The 22,548-nt window shown below is 31.6% G+C and carries 15 protein-coding genes; 7 read left to right on the top strand and 8 right to left on the bottom strand.

The genetic code is table 11. The features are described from left to right. Positions 1-63: 63 nt before the first annotated feature. From BM549_RS04505 to BM549_RS04495, 3 genes are all read left to right on the top strand, one after another. Positions 64-630 (top strand): DUF3109 family protein, encoded by a 567-nt coding sequence (locus BM549_RS04505; protein WP_290469253.1) that lies wholly within the window; start codon positions 64-66, stop codon positions 628-630. 381 nt (positions 631-1,011) lie between these two features. Next, entirely contained in the window at positions 1,012-1,995 is a 984-nt protein-coding gene (locus tag BM549_RS04500) for a ribonucleotide-diphosphate reductase subunit beta (protein WP_013869378.1), read from the top strand. Positions 1,996-2,212: 217 nt separating this feature from the next. Then, the gene (locus tag BM549_RS04495; RefSeq protein ID WP_290469174.1) at positions 2,213-4,690 is read left to right on the top strand and encodes a ribonucleoside-diphosphate reductase subunit alpha; all 2,478 of its coding nucleotides are present in this window, start codon (positions 2,213-2,215) and stop codon (positions 4,688-4,690) included. A gap of 95 nt (positions 4,691-4,785) precedes the next feature. Here the strand turns inward: BM549_RS04495 and BM549_RS04490 are convergent, their stop codons facing one another. The 3 genes from BM549_RS04490 to BM549_RS04480 all read right to left on the bottom strand — a co-directional run bounded on the left by BM549_RS04490 (position 4,786) and on the right by BM549_RS04480 (position 8,892). Continuing rightward, positions 4,786-5,505, bottom strand: a complete 720-nt coding sequence (locus BM549_RS04490; RefSeq protein WP_290469173.1) for a DUF6503 family protein — start codon at positions 5,503-5,505, stop codon at positions 4,786-4,788. 92 nt (positions 5,506-5,597) lie between these two features. Further along, a complete protein-coding gene (locus tag BM549_RS04485) occupies positions 5,598-6,449 on the bottom strand; it encodes an OmpA family protein (protein WP_290469172.1) in 852 nt (283 codons plus the stop codon). 145 nt (positions 6,450-6,594) lie between these two features. Beyond that, positions 6,595-8,892, bottom strand: a complete 2,298-nt coding sequence (locus BM549_RS04480; RefSeq protein ID WP_290469171.1) for an inorganic phosphate transporter — start codon at positions 8,890-8,892, stop codon at positions 6,595-6,597. 289 nt (positions 8,893-9,181) lie between these two features. On the opposite strand from BM549_RS04480, the gene BM549_RS04475 reads away from it, so the two are divergent. Beyond that, positions 9,182-9,535: a nicotinic acid mononucleotide adenyltransferase gene (locus BM549_RS04475; protein ID WP_290469170.1), complete on the top strand. Its 354-nt coding sequence runs from the start codon at positions 9,182-9,184 to the stop codon at positions 9,533-9,535. A 76-nt stretch (positions 9,536-9,611) separates the two neighbouring features. Here BM549_RS04475 and BM549_RS04470 read toward each other — a convergent pair whose 3' ends face one another. Beyond that, entirely contained in the window at positions 9,612-12,467 is a 2,856-nt protein-coding gene (locus BM549_RS04470) for a TonB-dependent receptor (RefSeq protein ID WP_290469169.1), read from the bottom strand. Positions 12,468-12,551: 84 nt separating this feature from the next. Then, a complete protein-coding gene (locus BM549_RS04465) occupies positions 12,552-13,832 on the bottom strand; it encodes a hypothetical protein (protein ID WP_290469168.1) in 1,281 nt (426 codons plus the stop codon). Positions 13,833-14,035: 203 nt separating this feature from the next. Between BM549_RS04465 and BM549_RS04460 the strand changes: the two genes are divergently transcribed. Continuing rightward, a complete protein-coding gene (locus tag BM549_RS04460) occupies positions 14,036-15,376 on the top strand; it encodes a deoxyguanosinetriphosphate triphosphohydrolase (protein ID WP_290469167.1) in 1,341 nt (446 codons plus the stop codon). Here BM549_RS04460 and dxs read toward each other — a convergent pair. Beyond that, positions 15,366-17,144 (bottom strand): 1-deoxy-D-xylulose-5-phosphate synthase, encoded by a 1,779-nt coding sequence (gene dxs / locus BM549_RS04455; protein ID WP_290469166.1) that lies wholly within the window; start codon positions 17,142-17,144, stop codon positions 15,366-15,368. The genes BM549_RS04460 and dxs overlap by 11 nt on opposite strands. 142 nt (positions 17,145-17,286) lie before the next feature. Here dxs and BM549_RS04450 point away from each other — a divergent pair, with 142 nt between their 5' ends. Beyond that, positions 17,287-19,944, top strand: a complete 2,658-nt coding sequence (locus BM549_RS04450; RefSeq protein WP_290469165.1) for a T9SS-dependent M36 family metallopeptidase — start codon at positions 17,287-17,289, stop codon at positions 19,942-19,944. A 63-nt stretch (positions 19,945-20,007) separates the two neighbouring features. After that, complete coding sequence (locus BM549_RS04445; RefSeq protein ID WP_290469164.1) at positions 20,008-20,457, top strand: nucleoside deaminase; 450 nt, start codon at positions 20,008-20,010, stop codon at positions 20,455-20,457. Here BM549_RS04445 and BM549_RS04440 read toward each other — a convergent pair. Beyond that, positions 20,454-20,690, bottom strand: a complete 237-nt coding sequence (locus tag BM549_RS04440; protein WP_290469163.1) for a hypothetical protein — start codon at positions 20,688-20,690, stop codon at positions 20,454-20,456. The genes BM549_RS04445 and BM549_RS04440 overlap by 4 nt on opposite strands. Positions 20,691-20,729: 39 nt before the next feature. Continuing rightward, the gene (locus BM549_RS04435; RefSeq protein ID WP_290469162.1) at positions 20,730-22,508 is read right to left on the bottom strand and encodes a chloride channel protein; all 1,779 of its coding nucleotides are present in this window, start codon (positions 22,506-22,508) and stop codon (positions 20,730-20,732) included. Positions 22,509-22,548 lie beyond the last annotated feature (40 nt).

Genomic DNA, 22,548 nt, shown 5'->3' with positions numbered 1-22,548 from the left:
ACCATCCGTTTTACTTTGAAAGTTTAAACCGTATATTTGCTTAAAATTTGCGAATACACTGTAATGTTTCAATTAGGAAAAACTATAGTTTCTGAAGCTATAATAGAAAACGATTTTGTTTGTAACCTCTCAGCATGCAAGGGTGCTTGCTGTATAGATGGCGATGCAGGCGCGCCTTTAACAAAGGAAGAAACCGAAATTTTAGACGATATTTATCCAAAAGTAAAACCTTTTTTACGCAAAAAAGGAATCGAGGCAATTGAAGCTCAAGGCACATCGATTAAAACTGTTTTTGGAGATTTAGAAACCCCATTAATAAATGGTGCAGATTGCGCTTATGTTATTTTTGATGAAAAAAACACGGCTTTATGTGCAATTGAAGAAGCATATAATCAAGGAGAAATTTCATGGAAAAAACCTGTTTCATGTCATCTTTATCCAATTAGAGTTAAAGATTACACAGAATTTTCTGCAGTAAATTACGATAAATGGGAAATCTGTGACGATGCTTGTTCTTTAGGAAAAGAATTACAAGTGCCAGTTTATAAATTTGTAAAAGAAGCTTTAATTAGAAAATTTGGAGAAAATTGGTATACAGAGTTAGAAAAGGTTGCTAAAACCATGAAATAGAAACTTTTTTTAATCTAAATATTTATACAAAACACTGTGTTTCTTTTGGCTTTTTTTACAATAGTATTAAAGGTTTTTATTTAATTAACACTTTGGTTTTATTAGTTGTTTTTTCTGTTTTAGTTTTAGTTGTTTTAACCTAAAAATAAACACTAAAATCCTTGTTTTTCTAATTTTTAAAACTGTTAAAAAAATATTAATTTATTGAAAAGCTATCAAGTCAATAAACTTCGCTTGTAAGTCCACATTTCAACAATCGATGTTAAAAACTTTGAAAAGATTAACACCAATCTTCCTTTTAAAATCATAGATTTATTCCAATCTTTGTTAGTCCCAAGAATAATCAAAATTTCGTTTAATTTTTCAATATAATAAGATATTATGTCTCAAGCTGTCGAACCAATTTTACAAGAAAATAAAGATAGATTTGTAATCTTCCCAATACAACACCATGATTTGTGGGAATGGTACAAAAAATCTGAAGCAAGTATGTGGACGGCAGAAGAAATTGATTTACACCAAGATCTTACAGATTGGTCAAGTAAGTTAACAGACGATGAGCGTTATTTTATAAAACACGTGTTAGCATTTTTTGCTGCAAGTGATGGAATTGTAAACGAAAACTTAGCAGAAAACTTTGTAAACGAAGTACAATATAGTGAAGCAAAATTTTTCTATGGTTTCCAAATCATGATGGAAAACATACACAGTGAAACGTACTCACTTTTAATTGATACTTACGTAAAAGACGAAAAAGAAAAAGCAATGCTTTTTAATGCTATTGAAACCTTTCCTGCAATTAAGAAAAAAGCAGAATGGGCATTAAAATGGATAGAATCTCCAAGTTTTGCAGAACGCCTTATAGCTTTTGCAGCAGTAGAAGGTATTTTCTTTTCTGGTTCTTTTTGTTCAATTTTTTGGTTAAAAAAACGTGGTTTAATGCCAGGTTTAACGTTTTCTAACGAGTTAATTTCTAGAGATGAAGGTATGCATTGTGATTTTGCAGTGCACTTACACGAGCATCACTTAATTAATAAAGTGCCAAAAGAACGAATTAGAGAGATTTTAGTAGATGCTTTAAATATTGAAAGAGAGTTTATTACAGAGTCTCTTCCTGTAAGTTTAATTGGAATGAATTCTAAACTAATGTCACAATACTTAGAATTTGTAACAGATGGTTTACTTCAAGACTTAGGCTGTGAAAAAGAATATGGTACAGCCAATCCATTCGATTTCATGGATATGATTTCGCTACAAGGAAAAACAAACTTCTTTGAAAAACGTGTATCTGAATACCAAAAAGCAGGTGTTTTAAATAAAGAAGAAGAAGAAAATAAATACGATTTTGGTTCAGACGATTTCTAGAATCAAATAACAAAAAATAAAATATAGAATTGTTTTTTAAGTAATCTATAATGCGCTCTGCATTATAGGTGTAACTAAGACTGCCAATTTTATTTCTATATTATAACGATAATAAAATATAACTAGCTATTAATCAGTTTTTTACTGATGTTCAAGTAATTAATTAACCTTTTCTGGAGTTGGTGATTTCAGGAAAACCCTAAAAAATGTGTAAAGTATGTTTGTATTAAAAAGAGATGGAAGAAAAGAGCCGATAATGTTCGATAAGATTACGGCAAGAGTACGTAAATTATGTTACGGATTAAATGAACTCGTAGACCCTATTAAAGTGGCAATGCGAGTAATTGATGGATTATATGATGGTGTAACAACAAGTGAACTTGATAATTTAGCTGCAGAACAAGCAGCAACAATGACTACTGCACACCCAGATTATGCGCGTTTAGCAGCAAGAATATCTGTATCAAACTTACATAAAAACACTAAAAAAACGTTTAGTGATGTAATGACAGATTTATACCAGTATGTAAATCCACGTACAGGTAAAAAAGCACCATTATTAAGTGATGAGGTATATAACGTTATCATGGAAAATAAGGCGAAGTTAGATTCTGCTATTATCTATAATCGCGATTTTGGGTACGATTATTTTGGGTTTAAAACCTTAGAACGCTCGTATCTTTTAAAAATTAATGGCGAAATAGCAGAGCGTCCACAACACATGTTAATGCGAGTATCTATAGGTATTCATATTAATGATTTAGACGCTGCTTTAGAGACTTACGAGTTAATGTCTAAAAAGTATTTTACACACGCAACACCTACACTTTTTAATTCTGGTACACCAAAACCGCAAATGTCATCTTGTTTTTTATTAACCATGAAAGACGATAGTATAGATGGTATTTACGATACATTAAAGCAAACAGCAAAAATTTCGCAATCTGCTGGAGGAATTGGTTTATCTATACATAATATTCGCGCAACAGGAAGTTATATAGCAGGAACAAATGGTACCAGTAATGGTATTGTACCAATGTTAAAAGTATTTAACGATACTGCAAGATATGTAGATCAAGGTGGTGGAAAAAGAAAAGGAAGTTTTGCTATGTACATCGAGCCATGGCATGCAGATATATTTAACTTTCTAGATTTAAAGAAAAACCACGGAGCAGAAGAGTTACGTGCACGCGATTTATTTTACGCAATGTGGATGCCAGATTTATTTATGAAACGTGTACAAGAAGATGCACAATGGACACTAATGTGCCCAAATGAATGTCCTGGATTATGCGATGTACACTCAGAAGAATTTGAAGCGCTTTATACAAAATATGAAGCAGAAGGAAAAGGAAGAAAGTCTATTAAAGCACGTGAGCTTTGGGAAAAAATATTAGAATCTCAAATTGAAACTGGTACACCTTACATGTTGTATAAAGATGCAGCAAACCGTAAGTCTAACCAAAAGAATTTAGGAACTATTCGTTCTTCAAATTTATGTACAGAGATAATGGAGTATACTTCAGAAGATGAAGTAGCTGTATGTAACTTAGCGTCTATAGCACTACCAATGTTTGTTAAAAATGGTGAGTTTGACCACAAAGAACTTTTCCGTATAACAAAACGTGTAACAAAGAATTTAAATAAAGTAATAGATAGAAATTATTACCCAGTAAAAGAGGCAGAAAATTCTAACTTTCGTCATAGACCAGTTGGTTTAGGTGTACAAGGTTTGGCAGATACGTTTATAAAATTACGTATGCCGTTTACCAGTGATGCAGCAAAACAATTAAATCAAGATATTTTTGAAACGCTTTATTATGCAGCAGTAACTGCTAGTATGGAAGAAGCGCAAGTAGATGGACCATACCAAACTTATGAAGGTTCGCCAATGAGTAAAGGTGAATTCCAGCATAATTTATGGAACATTCAAGAAGATACTTTAAGCGGTCGTTGGGATTGGGATAAATTACGTAAACAAGTAGCAAAACATGGCGTGCGTAACTCGTTATTAGTAGCGCCAATGCCTACAGCATCTACATCTCAAATATTAGGAAACAACGAATGTTTTGAGCCTTATACATCTAACATTTATACACGTCGTGTATTATCTGGTGAGTTTATTGTTGTAAACAAACATTTATTAGAAGATTTAGTAGATTTAGGACTTTGGAATGAAGATTTAAAAAACGAAATCATGAGAGCTAATGGTTCTATACAAGGTGTAGAAAACATACCTCAAGATATTAAAGATCTTTATAAAACAGTTTGGGAATTATCTATGAAAGATATTATAGATATGTCACGCCAACGTGGTTATTTTATAGACCAGTCACAGTCTCTTAACTTATTTATGGAAGGTGCAACTATGGCTAAATTAACATCTATGCATTTTTACGCTTGGAAAAGCGGTTTAAAAACAGGAATGTACTACTTACGTACTAAAAGTGCAGTAGATGCTAAAAAAGTAACTATTTCTAGAGCAACAAAAGCGGCTCCTATTACAAAAGATGTAACTGTAGATAATGATGGTGTTGCACAAAAGCAACAAACAGCAGCTAAAACAGCTGAGAAGTTTGCAAAGAAAACGACTGAAACTGTAGAAGGTACGCCAATGAGTGCAGAAGAAATGAAAGCACTAATAGCACAAGCAAAAGAAGCTGAAGGTGACGATTGCTTAATGTGTGGCTCTTAAAAAAAGAAAAAATCCTAAAGGTTTAGGATTATAAATAAGTGTTATTACCAAAAAAGCATCCTGAAAAGGATGCTTTTTTTATAGACTAAAAGTAATTAGTTTGATAAATAATCTGTGGCTAAATAGCCATCATTTTTATTGTAATACCAAGCACGGTTTTTAGGAAATTTTATATCATTAATCTCAACCTCTTCGGTAAGTAAAATATATTCGCCACTATCTTTTTTCATCTTGCCATTTTCATCGGTTTTAAAAAACTGATATATTTCCATTGCATAGGTTTTTGGGTTAAAATAAAAATACCAAACGTCACTACCAACAGCTTCATCGTAAGTAACTTTTAAAACCAAATACGTTTTACCTTTAAAGGTTTTTTTCTCAACTGTTTCTGCTAAGTTTGTGCCTTCATCTTTTAGCTTCATTGGCAAGCCATATAAATATGTGTAATAATCTTTATATAGAGCAGTCATTTCGCAATGTGTACGTTTGGGCTTTTCTTTTAAATTTGCAATACGAATTGAATCATTTTTAGAGATGATGCAGTTGCCTTTTTCCATAATATATGTTGAGATTATAGTATCTCTTTTAGCGATTACTTTAAAGTACTCTTTTGGTAAATTAATAGTTATTTCACTAATTCGTGGCTTAGACTTAGGCATTTTCATTATGACATCTAACGAGCCATTAAATGATTGCCAATTGTTATTTGGGTCGTGATATTTTATAGCGTTATTAAGTAATTGTTCTCCACTTATGGTTTGCGCATAGCTTATTGTAGTAAACAGTACTATGCTCAATTTTAAAATATTTTTCATGTATTATATTTAATTTTTTACAAATTACTAAAAATAAAAAAAGCACCTCTTTCGAGATGCTTTTAAGGAATATATATAGTCTATAATATTAATTAGTTTGATGACATAAGTGCAAAAAACTTATCAATATTAGGGAGTAAAATTATACGTGTACGTCTATTTTTAGATCGGCCTTCTTTAGTATCGTTAGCAGTAAGTGGTTGGTAGCTACTTCGCCCTGATGCTATTAATTTTTCTGGAGAGACATTGTATTCATTTTGTAATTTTCTTACTACAGAAGTTGCTCTTAATACACTTAAATCCCAGTTGTCTTTTAAGGTTGGTGTACTAATTGTTCTAGAATCTGTGTGACCTTCTACCATTACATCAATACTTGGTTCAGAGTTTATAACATCTGCTAATTTTTGTAAAATATCATTAGCTTTATTGCTTACTCTATAACTTCCTGTATTAAATAACATTTTATCACTTATAGAAATCATTACTACAGTTTCGTTAATGTTAACTGCAATATCTTCATCTTCATTTAAAGTGCTAGTATCTATAACTCTGTTTAAATTGTACTCTATAGCTAAATTCATAGAGTCTTTAAGTGTTTTAGCTTGGCTTACTTTATTTGGGTCAACTTTAGATAATGTTTCTCTCATTTGACGCTCTGTAAGCTTAGAAGTCATTGTTCCGTTGGTTGAAACAGTGAATTTAGAATCGCTTTCTTTTTGTAGACCATCAATATCTTGAGATAATGAATTTATTTTAGCGTTGTAGTTATCTACACGCTCTTGAATGGCTTGAAATTTTGCTTCAAGTTCTTCTTTTTCTACTTTAGTTTTGGTTAGTTCACTTACAACTTCACCTTTTTCTTGTTCTAGCATAACGTATTTCTTTTTAGAAACACAACTAGATAACAATATTGCCGAAACAAATAGGATTGAAATTTTTTTCATATTTAAAATTTTAGTTTATAATCTATAGCTATGTACGTGTACATTTTTTATTCAGACTTTTAAAACGTTAATTTTAGGTTTATTTTAACTTTTAGTATAAAAAAAGCCTCGACAATGCGAGGCTTTTTTTTGAAGTTTTTTATAGTTATTCTTCTTCTGTAGTATTAATTCTTGCAGGTGTTACAGAAGCGTCATGTGCTTTATGGTATTCTTCTAAAAGATTCATTGTTGCATTTAATAAATCTTTAGTTTCTAAAAGTAAACCAAAATATAATGTCGTGTTTTTTGGGCTTGACTCTTCACTACGTGTTCTGGTTACTTGCTTGTCTATTTTATCTTTAACAAAATTAAAGACTTCAATTTTTCTATTTAAAATATTTCCAATTTGCTCGAAAGAATGAGAATCGAATGCTTGTTTAATGTCTATAAATAATCTTTCTAACGACTCATCAACTTCTTTTAGCTCTTTAATTTGGCTAAATTTTAGTTTTTTATGGTTATTATTAATATGCTTATGGCTGGTATTAGAAATGTATTCTAAAGATTGTGCCATATCTTGTAAATAACCTAAAATATTAATGTAAAAATTACTTGCACTTACACTAGCTTCATCTAAGTTTTTAATAAAATAGAAAATATTATCTCTTAAATCATCTACCTCATTAGAGAGTTTGGATACTTGTTTTTTATTCTTTTTTAAAGATGATAAATCTTGTTTTGCTAAACCGTTTATAGCGTTAGAATAAATTCTATTTCCTCTTTTTACAACATTAGCAATATTTGATGCGCTTTCGTGTATTACACCTTGTACCGAGCTGCTTTCGGCTTTTGTTAATGTGTCTTCGGCTTTTAAAACTTTAGCTTTTTTATTATGTGCTATATAATTTCTTACTAATAATAAAATGGCTAATAGTAATAAAATTGGTGTCATTACTTTTACATTCCAGCTTAATAAAAATGCAATAATTGCTGCGGCAGTAAATGCCACTAATGCAGTAAAAAACCAGCCGCCAATAACATTTATAACACCAGCAACTCTATATACAGCACTTTCTGCTCCCCAAGCACGATCTGCTAAAGAGGTTCCCATTGCAACCATAAATGTGACATAGGTTGTAGATAATGGTAATTTCATTGAAGTAGCTATAGATATTAGCACTGCTGCAACCATTAAATTAACAGCTGCTCTAACTAAGTCAAATGCAGGAGCTTCTTCTTTTTCAGAAGGTAAAAGTTCTGGTTGTTTAAATTGCTTTTCAATTTTTGCCTGGATGTTTTCTGGTAAAACATAGGCTGTCGCTTGAGATGCTAATACAGCAAATCTAACAAATGATCTTGATAAAAAGTTAGGCTTAAAACGTTCTTTAGTGCTGCTTTGGCTTGATAAATCTATAGATGTTTTTACGACATCTTTTGCTTTACTTGAGAACCATAATGTTGCAACCATTATCATTCCTGCGATAAATAAAAGGTATGATGGTGTAGAGACTTTGCCTTCTAAAAAAGACATGCCAAATTCATTGGCAGGTACACCAGAAGCTAGCCAAACTTCATACGATTTTAAAGCAGTAATTGGTACACCTATAAAGTTTACTAAATCGTTACCAGCAAACGCAAGTGCTAGAGCAAAAGTACCAACTAGTATAATTATTTTATATATGTTTTGTTTTAAAACAGTCATTAATAAAAATGAAATACCTGTACATATAACTAAGCTAATTGCAACAATGTTTAAAACGTGACTTTCTAAATAATCTTTAATCGTTAAACCTTGAGTAAAGCTAAAAGTGTCGTCTGCAAAAGGAGTTCCTTTTATACCTTTTATAAATATAAAATAGGTTAAAGACGACAGTGCAACACCTCCAAAAAGCGCACCAACCCAAGCCGATTTTTCTTGAAAGTTATATGATAATAACACTCTGGTAATCCATTGTATTATAGCTCCTATTGAAAAAGCAATGACGACAGATATTAGTATTCCTATAATAATTTCTGTAGCTTTAGATGTATTAATATAGTTTATTAAGTCTGCAGTGTTTTCGTTAGCTTCCCATACTTTTAATAAAGCAACAGCAACAGCAGCTCCTAATAATTCAAAAACAATTGAAACTGTTGTAGAAGTTGGCATGCCAACCGAGTTAAAGAAATCTAAGAGTAAGATATCTGTAATCATTACGGCCATGAAAATGACCATGATTTCACTAAATACAAATTGATCTGGATTAAAAATACCTTTTCTAGCAACTTCCATTAATCCACTAGAAAAAATAGCTCCTACAGCTACACCAACACTTGCAACAATCATTATTGTTTTAAATGAAACTGCCTTAGAGCCAATAGCTGAATTTAAGAAGTTTACAGCGTCATTACTAACGCCAACGACTAAATCTGCAATGGCTAAAAGGGCCAAAGCAATAATCATAAACAAGTATAAGTTTTCCATTGAAAGTGTTTAGTTAAAGAAAAACAAATTTCATATATTTAATTGAACGTGATGTTAATTTAATGTTATGTTCTTTTCATTTTTTATAAAAAAAAACGCATCCTAATGCTTTAGTCTCATTGGTTTTTGATGAAAAACTAGAATTGATTATGTTAAATTTTAAAACACAAACAACTGATAATCAACTAAATAAAGCTTTAATGTAAATTTAATGTTACGTAAATGTGTATTAATTGTAAAATAAAAGCTATCTTTGTTAATATATTATTAAGTAAATACCCAAAACAAGATGAAAAATATTTTAACAATTTTAATGCTTTTAGCATTTACAGTTACATACGCACAAGAGGTTAAACCTAAATTTGAGAAAAACGGTGATCAAACCGAAGCAACTTTTTACCATGATAATGGAGAAGTAGCTCAAAAAGGTTTCTTTAACAAGAATAATAAGTTACAAGGTACTTGGACAAGTTTTGATATACAAGGCAAGAAAGTAGCTTCTGGAACTTATAATAACGGAGTTAAAGTTGGAAAATGGTTTTTTTGGAATAAAGAAACTTTAACAGAGGTTGATTACACAAATAATGCTATTGCTAATGTTAGTGAGTGGCAAACTAAAGATAGAGTTGCAGATAATAACTAACAATCTCTTATTATAAAAAATAAAAAAAGCGCTTAGAGATCTCTAAGCGCTTTTTTTATTAATTAAGTTTTATTTACTAAAACTTATACGAATACCCTAAAGATATTTCTGTTCCTGGGTTTCTAGATGAGAATACTTGATCTTCTGCACCAAAAGATTCATAAAAACTTTCTCTCTTATCTCCTAAAATGTTATTTACTTTTAAATCTATAGCAGACTTGTTGTCTTTACCAAAAGTCTTGTTTAAAGTAAAGTTTAAGCTGTTAAAAGGCTGTGTATATACATCTGGAATATCTCCTGTACCAACAACTTCTAATGTGCTTCCTTGAACATTATAAAATAAACCAGCTCTAAATCCTTTGTCATTATCACTATAATCTAAACCGGCATTAATTAGGTATGGAGATTGACCTTGTAAATCTCTAGTATCATCAATAGTTTCTCCGTCTCTTGCATTTGCCACTCTACGGTTAAACTCTTGATCTGTCATTTGTAACTTAGAACTAATGATAGAAACATTTGCATTGAATTTAAATTTTTCGAATCCATTAGAAATAAATCCTAAATTTTGTCTAAACTCTACTTCACCACCAATTACTGTAGCATCTCCTAAGTTAGCAACTGTAAGTTGTTTAGGTGCTTGAGGGAAAAACGTTAATTCTATAGGATCTGTAAAGCTTTTGTAAAATCCACTAAAAGCAATCATTTGTCCTTTTTCTCTAAACCACTCATATCTCACATCAAAGTTGTTAATGTATGTTGGTCTTACAGAATCGAAAGTGTTATTGTTTAAACCTCCAATAAAAAATCTATTTGTAATAGGGTCAAAAATTTGTGCTGTAGACGCTTCTTTAAAAGAAGGTCTTGCGGTTGTACGAGAGTAAGAAGCCCTTAAGTTTGATTGCTCTGTAAGCGCATAAATTAAGTTTCCAGAAGGAAAGAAATCAAACTCATCTATAGTTTTTATTCCAGTTACATTTTCTTCATCAACTACACCAGTATAGAATAATGAAAATTGCTCTGTTCTTAAACCTAAAATAATTTTAAAAGCTTCAGTTGCATTAAATTCATTAGAAATAAACATAGATGCTACATTGTATTCACCTTCATAAGAGTTTTCTGGTTGAAAAATATTGTTAGAATCTAAGTAAGTTCCAGTACCTGTTGCAGGAGTCCAAATGTTTTCTTCAGCTAAAATAGTATTTACATCACCATTTAAAACATTAGGTGAAGTTGTTTCAAATAAATATTGATCAGAATTAAAATCACGATATTTAAATGTGTAACCACCACCAAATTTTAATTGTGCAGGTCTATTAAACAGTTCGTATTTTTTTTCAAGTTTAGCATTTGCTACCCAACTTTCTTCAGATAGGTTTCTCCATATTCTTGTTGGGTTTCCAACAGAACTTGGATCTATTTGGTATTGTATATCATCTCCAACATCAACAATTCTTAATGCTGTAGCTCTATGATCTTTATCTTGAACAGATGAAAAAGACGGAGAGAATACCCAATCCATTTTCCATCCTGAGTTAGCATCTAATGTGTGTTCACCAGCTAATGATAAGTTTGTAATAGACCTTTGAGTATAAGTAAGCTCATCTCCAGTAGCATTTAATAAACCACCACCAGCATTATCTTCACTAATTACTAAATCGTATTTACCAGCAGTAGATTCTCCATTTTGAATGTGTAATCCTGTTAATTTATACTTTGAATTTTCAGTTTTATATGTAAGCCCTAATAATGTATTCATTAAAACTTCATTAATACCTGAAGATCCTTTTACGGTTCTATTTATGCCTAATTCGTTTACAGAAGTATCAAAACGGTTTCTTATATAAGCACCATCTTCTCTGTCTTCATAAAACTTAGTGTTGTTTTTATATGAAAAAGAGGCTTGATAACCTATACGGTTAGTTTCTCCAACATCGTATTGATTTCCTAAAGTAAATCCAAAATTGTAATTAGGGTTACTAGTTTCTGTGTCTGCACCTAATTGTGAGTTAAAGCGCTTTGTTAAACTAGTTAATAGTTTTTTGTTTTCAAATGTACCAGGAATTGGTTGGTATCTATTTATTTTTCTATTTCTAAGTCCATTATCATAGCCTAAAAAATCGGTATTACTTCCTTCGTAAGATAAGTAGTTGTCTTTAAAGTGCATATCTGGATTATAAGAAGCACCAACAGATAGAGAATACTCTGCTTTTGTAGGGAAATCTTTAGTCACAATATTAACAATACCACCAGTAAAATCGGCTGGATATTCTGCAGAAGCAGATTTTAATACAATTACGTTATCAATAATATTTGTAGGAAAAATATCCATTGGTATTGTGTTTCTATCTGGATCTAAACCAGGAATGTCAACACCATTTAAAATAGATTTTGTGTAACGATCTCCAAGACCACGTACATATACGTATTTACCGCCTTGAACCGATACTCCTGGTACACTTTTTACAGCGGCAGCAATGTCTCCTGCTCCTGTTTTTTTAATGCTTTGAGCAGAAAGCCCATCTAGCATTACAACAGATTTTTTTTGAATATTTAATAACGCGCTTTCTGTATTACGTTTCGCAGTTGTAGTAATAACAACTTCGTCTAATGCGTTTTCTGAAGCGTTTAATGTTACAGTTAAATCTGTAACACCATCTGCAGTAATTACTACATCACTAATTTCGGTTGTTTGATAACCAACAAATGAGAATACAAGTGTGTATGTTCCTGCATCTAATTCTAATTGATAATTACCATCAAAATCTGAAGTGGTACCAGTAGTAGTACCTTTTACTAGAATATTTGCAAAAGATAACACATCATTAAACTCACCATCAATTACTTTTCCTGCAACTTTTCCAGTTTGAGCAAAGGAAATAGAAGTAGTAAAAAGTAGGATTAATGAAAGTATTTTTGTTATTTTTTTCATTTTGAAGTTTATAATTAAAAAAAATACTGCTCACACCCATTATTAGGTTATGAGCAGCATTTTCTGTTTTTAAAGGTTTGTTTATTAGAATCCTAATCCACCAGCAGTATTTGCATACGTCCAGTTAAGGTTTGCTGTATTTGCTCCAGTAGTTTGAGAACCTTCTGTTACAGCTGTAGCTTCAGATCCAAACCCTGTAACAGTTACAGTAGATGCATTGTTTACAAAAATATCTTCTACAGCAGTTACACCTGATGGTAAAGCAATTTGCCAGTTGTTAAATGTTACTAAACCATTGTTGTAGTTAGTAGCAACTCCATCATTATCTAATTCTACGTCTGAAGAATCTCCAAATCCGTAAGCGTAAACGTTGTTAGTAATAGATTGTGTGTTACTTCTATAATCTGCATATTCAGATCCAATTGCACCATTACCAATTAAAGTAAGGTCTGTTATAGTACATGTTCCATTAATAGATCCTTCTGGTCCATCAATTTCTAAAGCATGGTCAGAGTTATCTCCTAATATAACTACAGCATTACTAATTGTTCCAGAGTAAGCTTGGTCAACATCGATAGCGTCATCTCCTTGAGCCCAAACTAATAAGTTAGAAGCGTCAACAGTACCACCAAAAAACTCGATTCCGTCATCCTTGTTTCCTATAACTTCAACATTGTCTATAACTGTACCGTTACCAACAGATCCAAGAGTTAAACCGTTAATTTCGTTTCCTTCTCCTAATAAAGAACCACCGTGACGAATAGAAACATATCTTAAAATTCCAGAATCATCATTATCAACAGCAGGATCGTCACCAGGACCGTATAATCCAAAAGAATCACTTGCAGGAATACCTTCTATTTGAACTTCAGTTACGTTTCCAGGAAAAGAACCAGTAGCTCTACCTAATACAATTACACCACCCCAAAGACCAATGTTATTTTCGTTTAAGTTAGTACCAGAAGTAGACCCTATTTCAATGTTATCTGCTTCAGAAGTAAAGATAATTGGCTCTGTAGCAGTACCTTCTGCAACTAATCTTCCTCCTCTAGCAACAATTAATGCAGAAGATAAAGATCCTGTACCTGCTCTACCTTTAATTATAGTTCCCGGCATAATAGTTAAAGTTACACCTTCTTGTACAACAACTTTTCTATCTAATATATAGCACTTATCTGCAGTCCAAGTTTCATCAATAGCAATTCCTCCAGATTTTACTATACACTCATCGCTAGAACCATCTTCTGAGTTGTTGTTATTTATTATAGTAGTTTCTTCTACAATAATAGGAGTGTCGTCATCTTGAATACATCCTGTGAATGCTAAAGCGCTTACTGCTAATGCAGATAATAATAATTTTTTCATTGTATTGTTTTTTATATGTGTTGTTTTAGTTTAAAATCTCGGTGCAAAGAAAGTTACATGTTGTAAAGTTTGGGTTAACTTAAGGTTAAACCTTTTTCACTAAAAGGTTAGTAAAATGTTACCAAAGAGAAAATGTTTTTGTTAATTCGAAACGTTAAATTAACATTGAAAGTTATATCTTGCACTCATATTAATACTTAGAAATGAACTGGGAACAACTATTATCTTTAAAACGTTTTGGTGATACAAATAAGAGGTTACGAAAAGAACAAGATGAAACACGTTTAGGGTTTGAGGTAGATTACGACCGTATAATTTTTTCATCAGAATTTAGAAGTCTACAAGATAAAACTCAAGTTATTCCTTTGTCTAAAACCGATTTTGTACACACCAGATTAACACATAGTTTAGAAGTTAGTGTTGTTGGGCGTTCTTTAGGAAGACGCGTGGGACAAAGAATTTTAGAGAAACATCCCCATTTACATGAAATTCATGGTTATCAAGCTCATGATTTTGGAGCTATAGTTGCAGCGGCAGCATTAGCACACGATATTGGTAATCCTCCATTTGGACACTCTGGAGAAAAAGCAATTGGAGAGTTTTTTAAATCTGGAAAAGGAAAGATTTATAAAAGTGGTTTAAGTGATAAAGAATATCAAGATTTATGTGATTTTGAAGGTAATGCTAACGGGTTTAAAATTGTAACTCAAAGCAGAAAAGGTAGAGTTGGAGGTTTAAGATTAAGTTACGCAACATTAGGAGCATTTACAAAATACCCTAAAGAATCATTACCTAAAAAGCCAACAAATCATATAGCAGATAAAAAGTATGGATTTTTTCAAACTGAAAAAGAAGCTTTTATAGATGTTGCTCAAGAATTAGGTCTAGAAAAAAGAAGTAAAAAAGACATAAGTTATGCTCGACATCCTTTAGCGTATTTAGTAGAGGCTGCAGATGATATTTGTTATACAATTATTGATTTTGAAGATGGTATTAATTTAGGTTTAATACCAGAAGCTTTTGCTTTAGAGTATTTAATAAACTTAGTTAGAGATAAAATTAAAACTGAAAAATACCATGCACTTTCTAACAAAGAAGATCGTGTAAGTTATTTAAGGGCATTGGCAATTGGAGCGCTTATAGATGAAGCGGTTGAGATGTTTATGAAAAATGAAGAAGCTATTTTGGCAGGTAATTTTAATGAAGCTTTATTAGATAAGAGTAAATATGAAGCCCAAATAGAGGATATTATTAAGCTAAGTATTAATAAAATTTATCAATCTACAGAAGTTGTAGATAAAGAAATTGCAGGTTATGGTGTTTTAAGTGTTTTGTTAGAAACTTATACAAAGGCAGTAAATAACTGTTACAATAATATCGCTTCTAATTACGATGCGCTAATTTTAAAAGGTTTGCCAAAAACCATAAAAATAAATCAAGAGAGATTGTATGAGCGTTTATTAAGCGTATGTCATTATATTTCTTTGTTGAGTGATAGTCAGGCAATCACTCAGTATAAAAAAATAAAAGGCTTTAGTTTTTAGATAACTTTTCAATTATAAATTTTGATATTGACTTTTGGTCTAAGCCTATTGACTCAAAGAGCTCATGTACAGTTCCATGTTCTATAAAAGTATCTGGAATAGCTTTAGTATAAATATTATTTTTATATTGATGCTCTGCAGCAAATTCTAAAATACTACTTCCAAAACCTCCAATTTTTGCTCCATCTTCAATAGTGATTATTGTTTCGTGATTTTTAAAAATTTTATGAAGCAGATTATGGTCTAAAGGTTTTATAAAACGTATGTCATAATGAGAAATATTATGTAAAATTTCATGTGTTTTTATAGCGTTTTCAACAATTGTTGCCATGGTTCCAATAGATAATACAGCAAGTTGTTTTCCTTGTTTTAAAACTTGAGCTTTTCCTATTTCTATTTTTGAAAATGGTTGCTGCCAATCTATTATTGTACCTCTACCACGAGGATAACGAATTGCTATAGGATAGTCTAGCCCTAATTGAGCAGTATACATAATATTTCTCAATTCAATTTCATTACGCGGAGCAAAAATAATTAGATTAGGAATACAGCGTAAATAGCTAATATCAAAAACACCATGATGCGTAGCGCCATCTTCACCAACAATTCCAGCTCTATCTAAACAAAAAATTACAGGTAATTTTTGTAAAGCCACATCATGTATAACTTGGTCATAAGCGCGTTGTAAAAATGTTGAGTAAATATTGCAATATGGTATCATACCTTTAGTTGCCATTCCTGCCGCTAATGTTACTGCGTGTTGTTCTGCAATTCCAACATCAAAAGCGCGTTCAGGGATTTGTTCCATCATAAATTTTAAAGAACTTCCTGTTGGCATTGCTGGTGTAATACCTATAATTTTTTTATTAGTCTTAGCTAATTCAACAATAGTATGTCCAAAAACATCTTGAAATTTTGGAGCTTTTAAGGTTTTTTCTTCAGTATATAAGTCACCAGTTTTTGCATTAAATTTTCCAGGAGCATGATAAGTAACTTGATTCTCTTCGGCTTGTCGTAATCCTTTTCCTTTAGTTGTAATTACATGAAGAAATTTTGGACCTTTTACATGTTTTAATCGTTTTAATTCTGAAATTAAAAGCGGTAAGTTATGTCCATCAATAGGTCCAGAATAATTAAAATTTAATGCTTCAAAAATATTATCTTGTTTTTGAGTTCCTTTTTTTACGTTTGTAAGATATTGTTTTAATGCACCTACACTTGGGTCTATACCAATGGTGTTATCATTTAAAATAACCAATAGATTGCAGTTGGTTACGCCGGCATGATTTAAGCCTTCAAAAGCCATACCGCTTGCAATAGAAGCGTCACCAATAACAGCAATGTGATTTGTTGTATCATCGCCTTTAATTTGTGCAGCTATTGCCATGCCAAGCGCAGCAGATATTGATGTTGATGAATGGCCTACACCAAAAGTGTCAAATTCATTTTCATTGCGTTTTGGAAAACCGCTAATACCTTTAAATTGCCTATTTGTATGAAATACATTTTTTCGTCCTGTTAAAATTTTATGTCCGTAAGCTTGGTGTCCAACATCCCAAACTAATTGGTCTTTTGGAGTATTAAAAACATAATGTATGGCAATTGTTAGCTCAACTACGCCTAAGCTAGCACCCAAATGCCCTGCTTTGGCAGCAACGGCATCTATTATAAATTTTCTTAATTCTTTAGATAGCAATAGTAAATCTTCATTAGGTAATTGCCTTAAAGAATTGATGGCTTTTAATGTAGATAAAACTGATTTAGACATAAAAGGTTTAAAAGTTTATAAAATTATTAAATTTTTGTAGGAAAAATGGAGGAAAACGCAATTATTTTAGGCGCTAATTATTATAAGTGTAAGTTCATGCTTATATTTGAGACTTATTACGAAAAATTATCCTTAAAAAATTATGAAAAAAAATTACACTTATAGCCTTTATTCGTTCATTTTGCTTTTTTTTCTGCAATTTAGCTACGGTCAAGAAGCCTTATCAGATAATGCTTACGGTTCTATTATAGAAAAGTGGTTATCGTCAGAAATTAATAAATATGGTTTGCAAGAAACAGATGTTTTAGATATACAAATTAGTGATGCTTATTATTCAGATAAAACAAAAATTAATCATGTTTATTTAAATCAAGCATACCAAGGAATAAAAATTCACAATGCAATTTCAAGTACAGCGATCAAAGATAATAGAGTTTTCTATTATGCAAATGCATTTATATCAAATTTAGCATCAAAAATAAATACCACTAACCCATTATTAAATCCAGAAGCTGCTATAAGTAGTGTTGTTTCACAGTTTAATTTAGGTACAATTACTAGTCTGGAATTAATTAGTACAGGCCACAATAAATATATTTATACAAATGGAGGGATTTCGAAAGCAGATATTCCTGTAGAATTAGTATATCAAAAAACGGAAGAAGGTAATTTAAATTTAGCATGGGATTTAAGTATAAAAACCAATAATGGTAAAAATTGGTATAGTATTAGAGTAGATGCTGTATCAGGAGAAGTTATAGATGTTTTAGATTGGATAGTTTCTTGTAATTTTGGAGAAGCAGGTCATGTGCACCACGAGATTAATATTGCAGATAAAACTGAAAATTTCAATTTGTTTAAACCTGAAGTTTCTATGATGCCAGATGGTTCTCAATATAACGTTTTTCCAATTCCAGTAGAAAGTCCTAATCATGGATCTATACAGTTAGTTACAGATCCATCAAATATAATAGCGTCTCCATTTGGTTGGCATGATACAGATGGAGTTGCAGGTGCAGAGTTTACAATTACTAGAGGGAATAATGTGTATGCTCAAGAGGATGCTAATGGAGATGATGGTACTGGGTATTCTTCTGATGGAGGAGCAACTTTAAATTTTAATTTTCCTTTTAATCCAAATCAGGAGCCTTTAGGGTATCAAGATGTGTCTTTAACAAACTTGTTTTATACAAATAATGTAATGCATGATATTTGGTATCAATATGGTTTTAATGAGGTAAGTGGAAATTTTCAAGCAAATAATTATGGAAATGGAGGAGTTTCTGGAGATTTTGTATTTGCAGATGGACAAGACGGAAGTGGTTTAAATAATGCTACCTTTGGTACGCCACCAGACGGAGGAAATCCTGTAATGACTATGTTTTTATGGTCTGCTGTGGGTCAAGAACAACCTCCGTTAACAATTAATAATTCTAGTGTTGCAGGTACTTATTCTGCTCCATCTGCAACTTTTGGAGGTGCTTTGCCACCAACACCAATTGTATCAGATTTAGTTTTAGTAGTAGATGATAATGCAAGTGCAAGTACCGATGCAAATGATGCTTGTGATACTATCATAAATGCTTCAGAAATAGCAGGAAATATTGCAATTTTGAGAAGAGGTTCTTGTGAATTTGGGGCTAAGGTTTTAGCTGCAGAAAACGCAGGAGCAGTAGCTGTTATTGTTGTTAATAATGTTTCTACTCCACCAATTGAAATGGGTCCTGGAGCAGTAGGAGATCAAGTAACAATACCATCAGTAATGGTAAGTTTTTTAGATGGAGATGCTATGATAAATGCTATTTTAAATGGTGAAACAGTAAATGCTTCATTAGTAGCGGCACCTCCATTTCAGAGAGACGGAAGCTTGGATAATGTAATTGTTGCTCATGAGTATGGTCATGGCATATCTTCAAGATTAGCAGGTGGTCCAGCTAATACAGGTTGTTTAACTAATGCAGAGCAAATGGGTGAAGGTTGGTCAGATTGGTTTGGGTTAATGATTACTATGAAAAGTACAGACTTAGGAACAGATGCTAGAGGTATTGGAACTTACGCAACGACTCAGCCAGTAGATGGTCAAGGTATAAGGCCTTTTCCTTATAGTACAGATACTACTACAAACCCTTTGACCTATGCAGACACTAATAACACAGCAGCAATTTCTCAACCGCATGGTATAGGTACTGTTTGGGGAACTGTTTTATGGGATTTAACTTGGAAATATATTGAAAAATATGGATTTGATCCCGATATCTATAATGGTACAGGTGGTAATAATAAAATAATGCAACTTGTGTTAGATGGTTTAAAACTTCAAGTATGTGGTGCTGGTTTTGTTGATGGGCGTGATGGATTGTTAGCCGCAGATTTAGCAACTACCGGAGGTGAAGATCAATGTTTAATTTGGGAAGTCTTTGCTGCGCGTGGATTAGGAGTTAATGCTAGCCAAGGAACGTTTGGTTCTAGAACAGATCAGGTTGAAGATTTTACTATGCCAGATCCGGCGATGCCATCTTTACAAAACTGTACTTCATTAAGTGTAAGCGAGTTTAATTTAGCGAGTCAATATTCTATATATCCAAACCCAGCAAATAATGAAATTAATATAAGTTCTAAAAAGAACTTTGGAGAAGTAGTTGTAACTCTAACAGATATTAATGGTAGACAAGTTTTAACTCAAACCGTTGAACTTAAAGATTCTGTAAATGTTAATATAGATGCTTTACAATCAGGAATGTATATTCTAACCATTAAAGGAGAGAATATCATTACAAATGATAAAATAATTAAAAATTAAAATCAGTTTTAAATAATTTTTGAAAGGCTGCTTTTTTAAGCAGCCTTTTTTTATTTTTATAATATGATAAATCCTTACGACGATAATTATTTTATGAAAAAAGCAATTCAGGAAGCTGAGGTTGCTTTTGATAAAGGAGAGATACCTGTTGGAGCAGTAATAGTAATTGAAAATAGAATTATTGCTAGAGCTCACAATTTAACAGAATTATTAAATGATGTTACTGCTCATGCAGAAATGCAAGCAATAACAGCAGCAGCAAATTTTCTAGGAGGAAAATATTTAAAAAATTGTACTCTATATGTCACTTTAGAGCCATGCCAAATGTGTGCAGGAGCATTATATTGGAGTCAGATCTCTAAAATAGTTTATGGAGCAAGAGATGAAGAAAGAGGTTGTATAAATTTACAAACCAAACTACACCCAAAAACAAAATTAGAAGGAGGAATATTAGCCAAAGAAGCTTCTAGTTTAATGAAACGTTTTTTTATAGAAAAACGAAATTTAAATTAACGTCGTTTATCGCTTTCACGCTCTCGCATTTTATCTAAATTTTCCTTGTTTAATAAGTAATCGTTAGGGTTTTTATCTTTCCATCTATACCACGAAAATAAAGGTATAACTATAAAAAAGAACGCTAAAACACCAAAACCGATAAGTTTTTGAGAGTAAGCGACATCTAGCATAAAACCACAAATTACAGATAAGAAAGATGCTATAAAAAAGAACCAAATTATATATTTCATTTCTATTTAATATTTTTTCAAAATTAATCAATTCAAAATTTAAGTAGTAACATTAATAAGTTGTCTTCTGTAAGCTGTAAGGAGTTTAGATTTGGATACAAAGCCAATATATATTTCATCTTTAATAACAGGTAAATTCCATGCTCCAGAATCTTGAAATTTCTGCATGACTATTTGCATAGAATCTTTTCCATAAATTATTTTATCAGGAGGATTGTGCATTAAAGATTCAACTAAAGTATTGTTATACAGAGATTGGTCAAACATGATCTCTCTAACATCGTCTAACAAAATAATACCTGCTAGTTTTTTATTCTCATCTACAACGGGAAATAAGTTTCTAGTAGATTTTGCGACACCTTCGTGTAACATATCGCCTAAAGTCATTTTAGGATGTAAAACTGCAAAATGACTTTCAATTATAGAATCTAGAGTCATTAAAGTTAAAACGTTTTGGTCCTTGTTGTGTGTTAGTAGCTGTCCTTTTTCAGTTAGTTCTCTTGTGTAAATAGTATAGTCTATTGCACTTTTTTTTATGCTAAATGATATGCCAACGGCAATCATTAATGGTATAAACAATTCGTAACCACCAGTAATTTCGGCAATTAAAAATATAGCTGTTAATGGCGCGTGTAATACGCCAGCAATTAATCCTGCCATACCAATTAGTGTAAAGTTTGTTTCACTAACATTAAAACCTAAACCAATATTGTTAATTACTTTGGCAACAACATTTCCTAGTGCACTACCCATAACCATAGTAGGAATAAAAATACCACCAACTCCACCTGCAGCAAATGTGGTTGTCATTGCAACAGCTTTAAAAATAGTTATTCCAAAAAGAAGAGCAATAACGACCCATATATTATCACTATAAGCGTCGAATGGTGTTTTGCCTAAGGCTAAAATATGTTTGTCTGCTAATAAATTATTTATAAATGCAAAACCTTCACCATATAAAGGAGGAATAAAATAAAGCATAATACCAATAGCTAAGCCTCCAATAATTAAACGTTGAAATGCTGTTTTAAAACGATCGAAAAATTTTAAAATAGCAAAGTACATTTTTGTAAAATAAATAGACGCGAAGCCTGTGCCAATACCTAAAACAACGTAAAACAGAACATCATTTATTTCAAATTTATCTGAAAAATTAAAATTGAAAAGCAAATCGTCTCCCAAAAAGAAATACGAAGTAATGACAGAAGAAACCGAAGCTATAAGTAGAGGTAATAAGGAAACAAATGTTAGATCTAAACTAAAAACTTCTACAGCAAAAATTATAGCAGCAATTGGTGATTTAAAAATAGAAGAAATAGCTCCTGCCGCTGCACAACCAATAAGTAGTGTTCTTGTTTTTCTGTTTATATGAAATAACCTTCCTAAATTAGAACTTATTGCAGATCCTGAAGAAACTGCAGGACCAAGCAACCCAACCGATCCACCAAAACCAACAGTTAGTGGTGCAGCTATTAATGGAAAATATATTTTTGAACGTCTTAAAAAACCGCTTTTACGAGATAAGGAAAATAATATCGAAGGTATGGCGTGTTCTATAGGTTTTTTAGAAATGTATTTTACAAATAGATAGACAAGTAGTAACCCTATTACGGGTAAAATAAAGTATAGTTGGTTTTGTGAATTAATAATAGCACTATTTAAAACCTTTTGTATTGTAAACGTAATATTTTTTAAAGTTACTGCAGCTAAACCAGCTAAAAGGCCAACAATAGCACTTAATATAAAAGTGAAGTTTTTTTCAGAGATATGTTTGTATCTCCAAATTAAAAAACGTTTTAAAGGTGTTTTTTTAGGCATCAATTAAATGTAATAAAAAATCCTGCAATTTGCAGGATTT

Source organism: Lacinutrix sp. MedPE-SW, from assembly GCF_001874145.1.
Classification (GTDB): domain Bacteria; phylum Bacteroidota; class Bacteroidia; order Flavobacteriales; family Flavobacteriaceae; genus Lacinutrix.
This window is presented reverse-complemented; position numbering and strand designations above follow the sequence as displayed.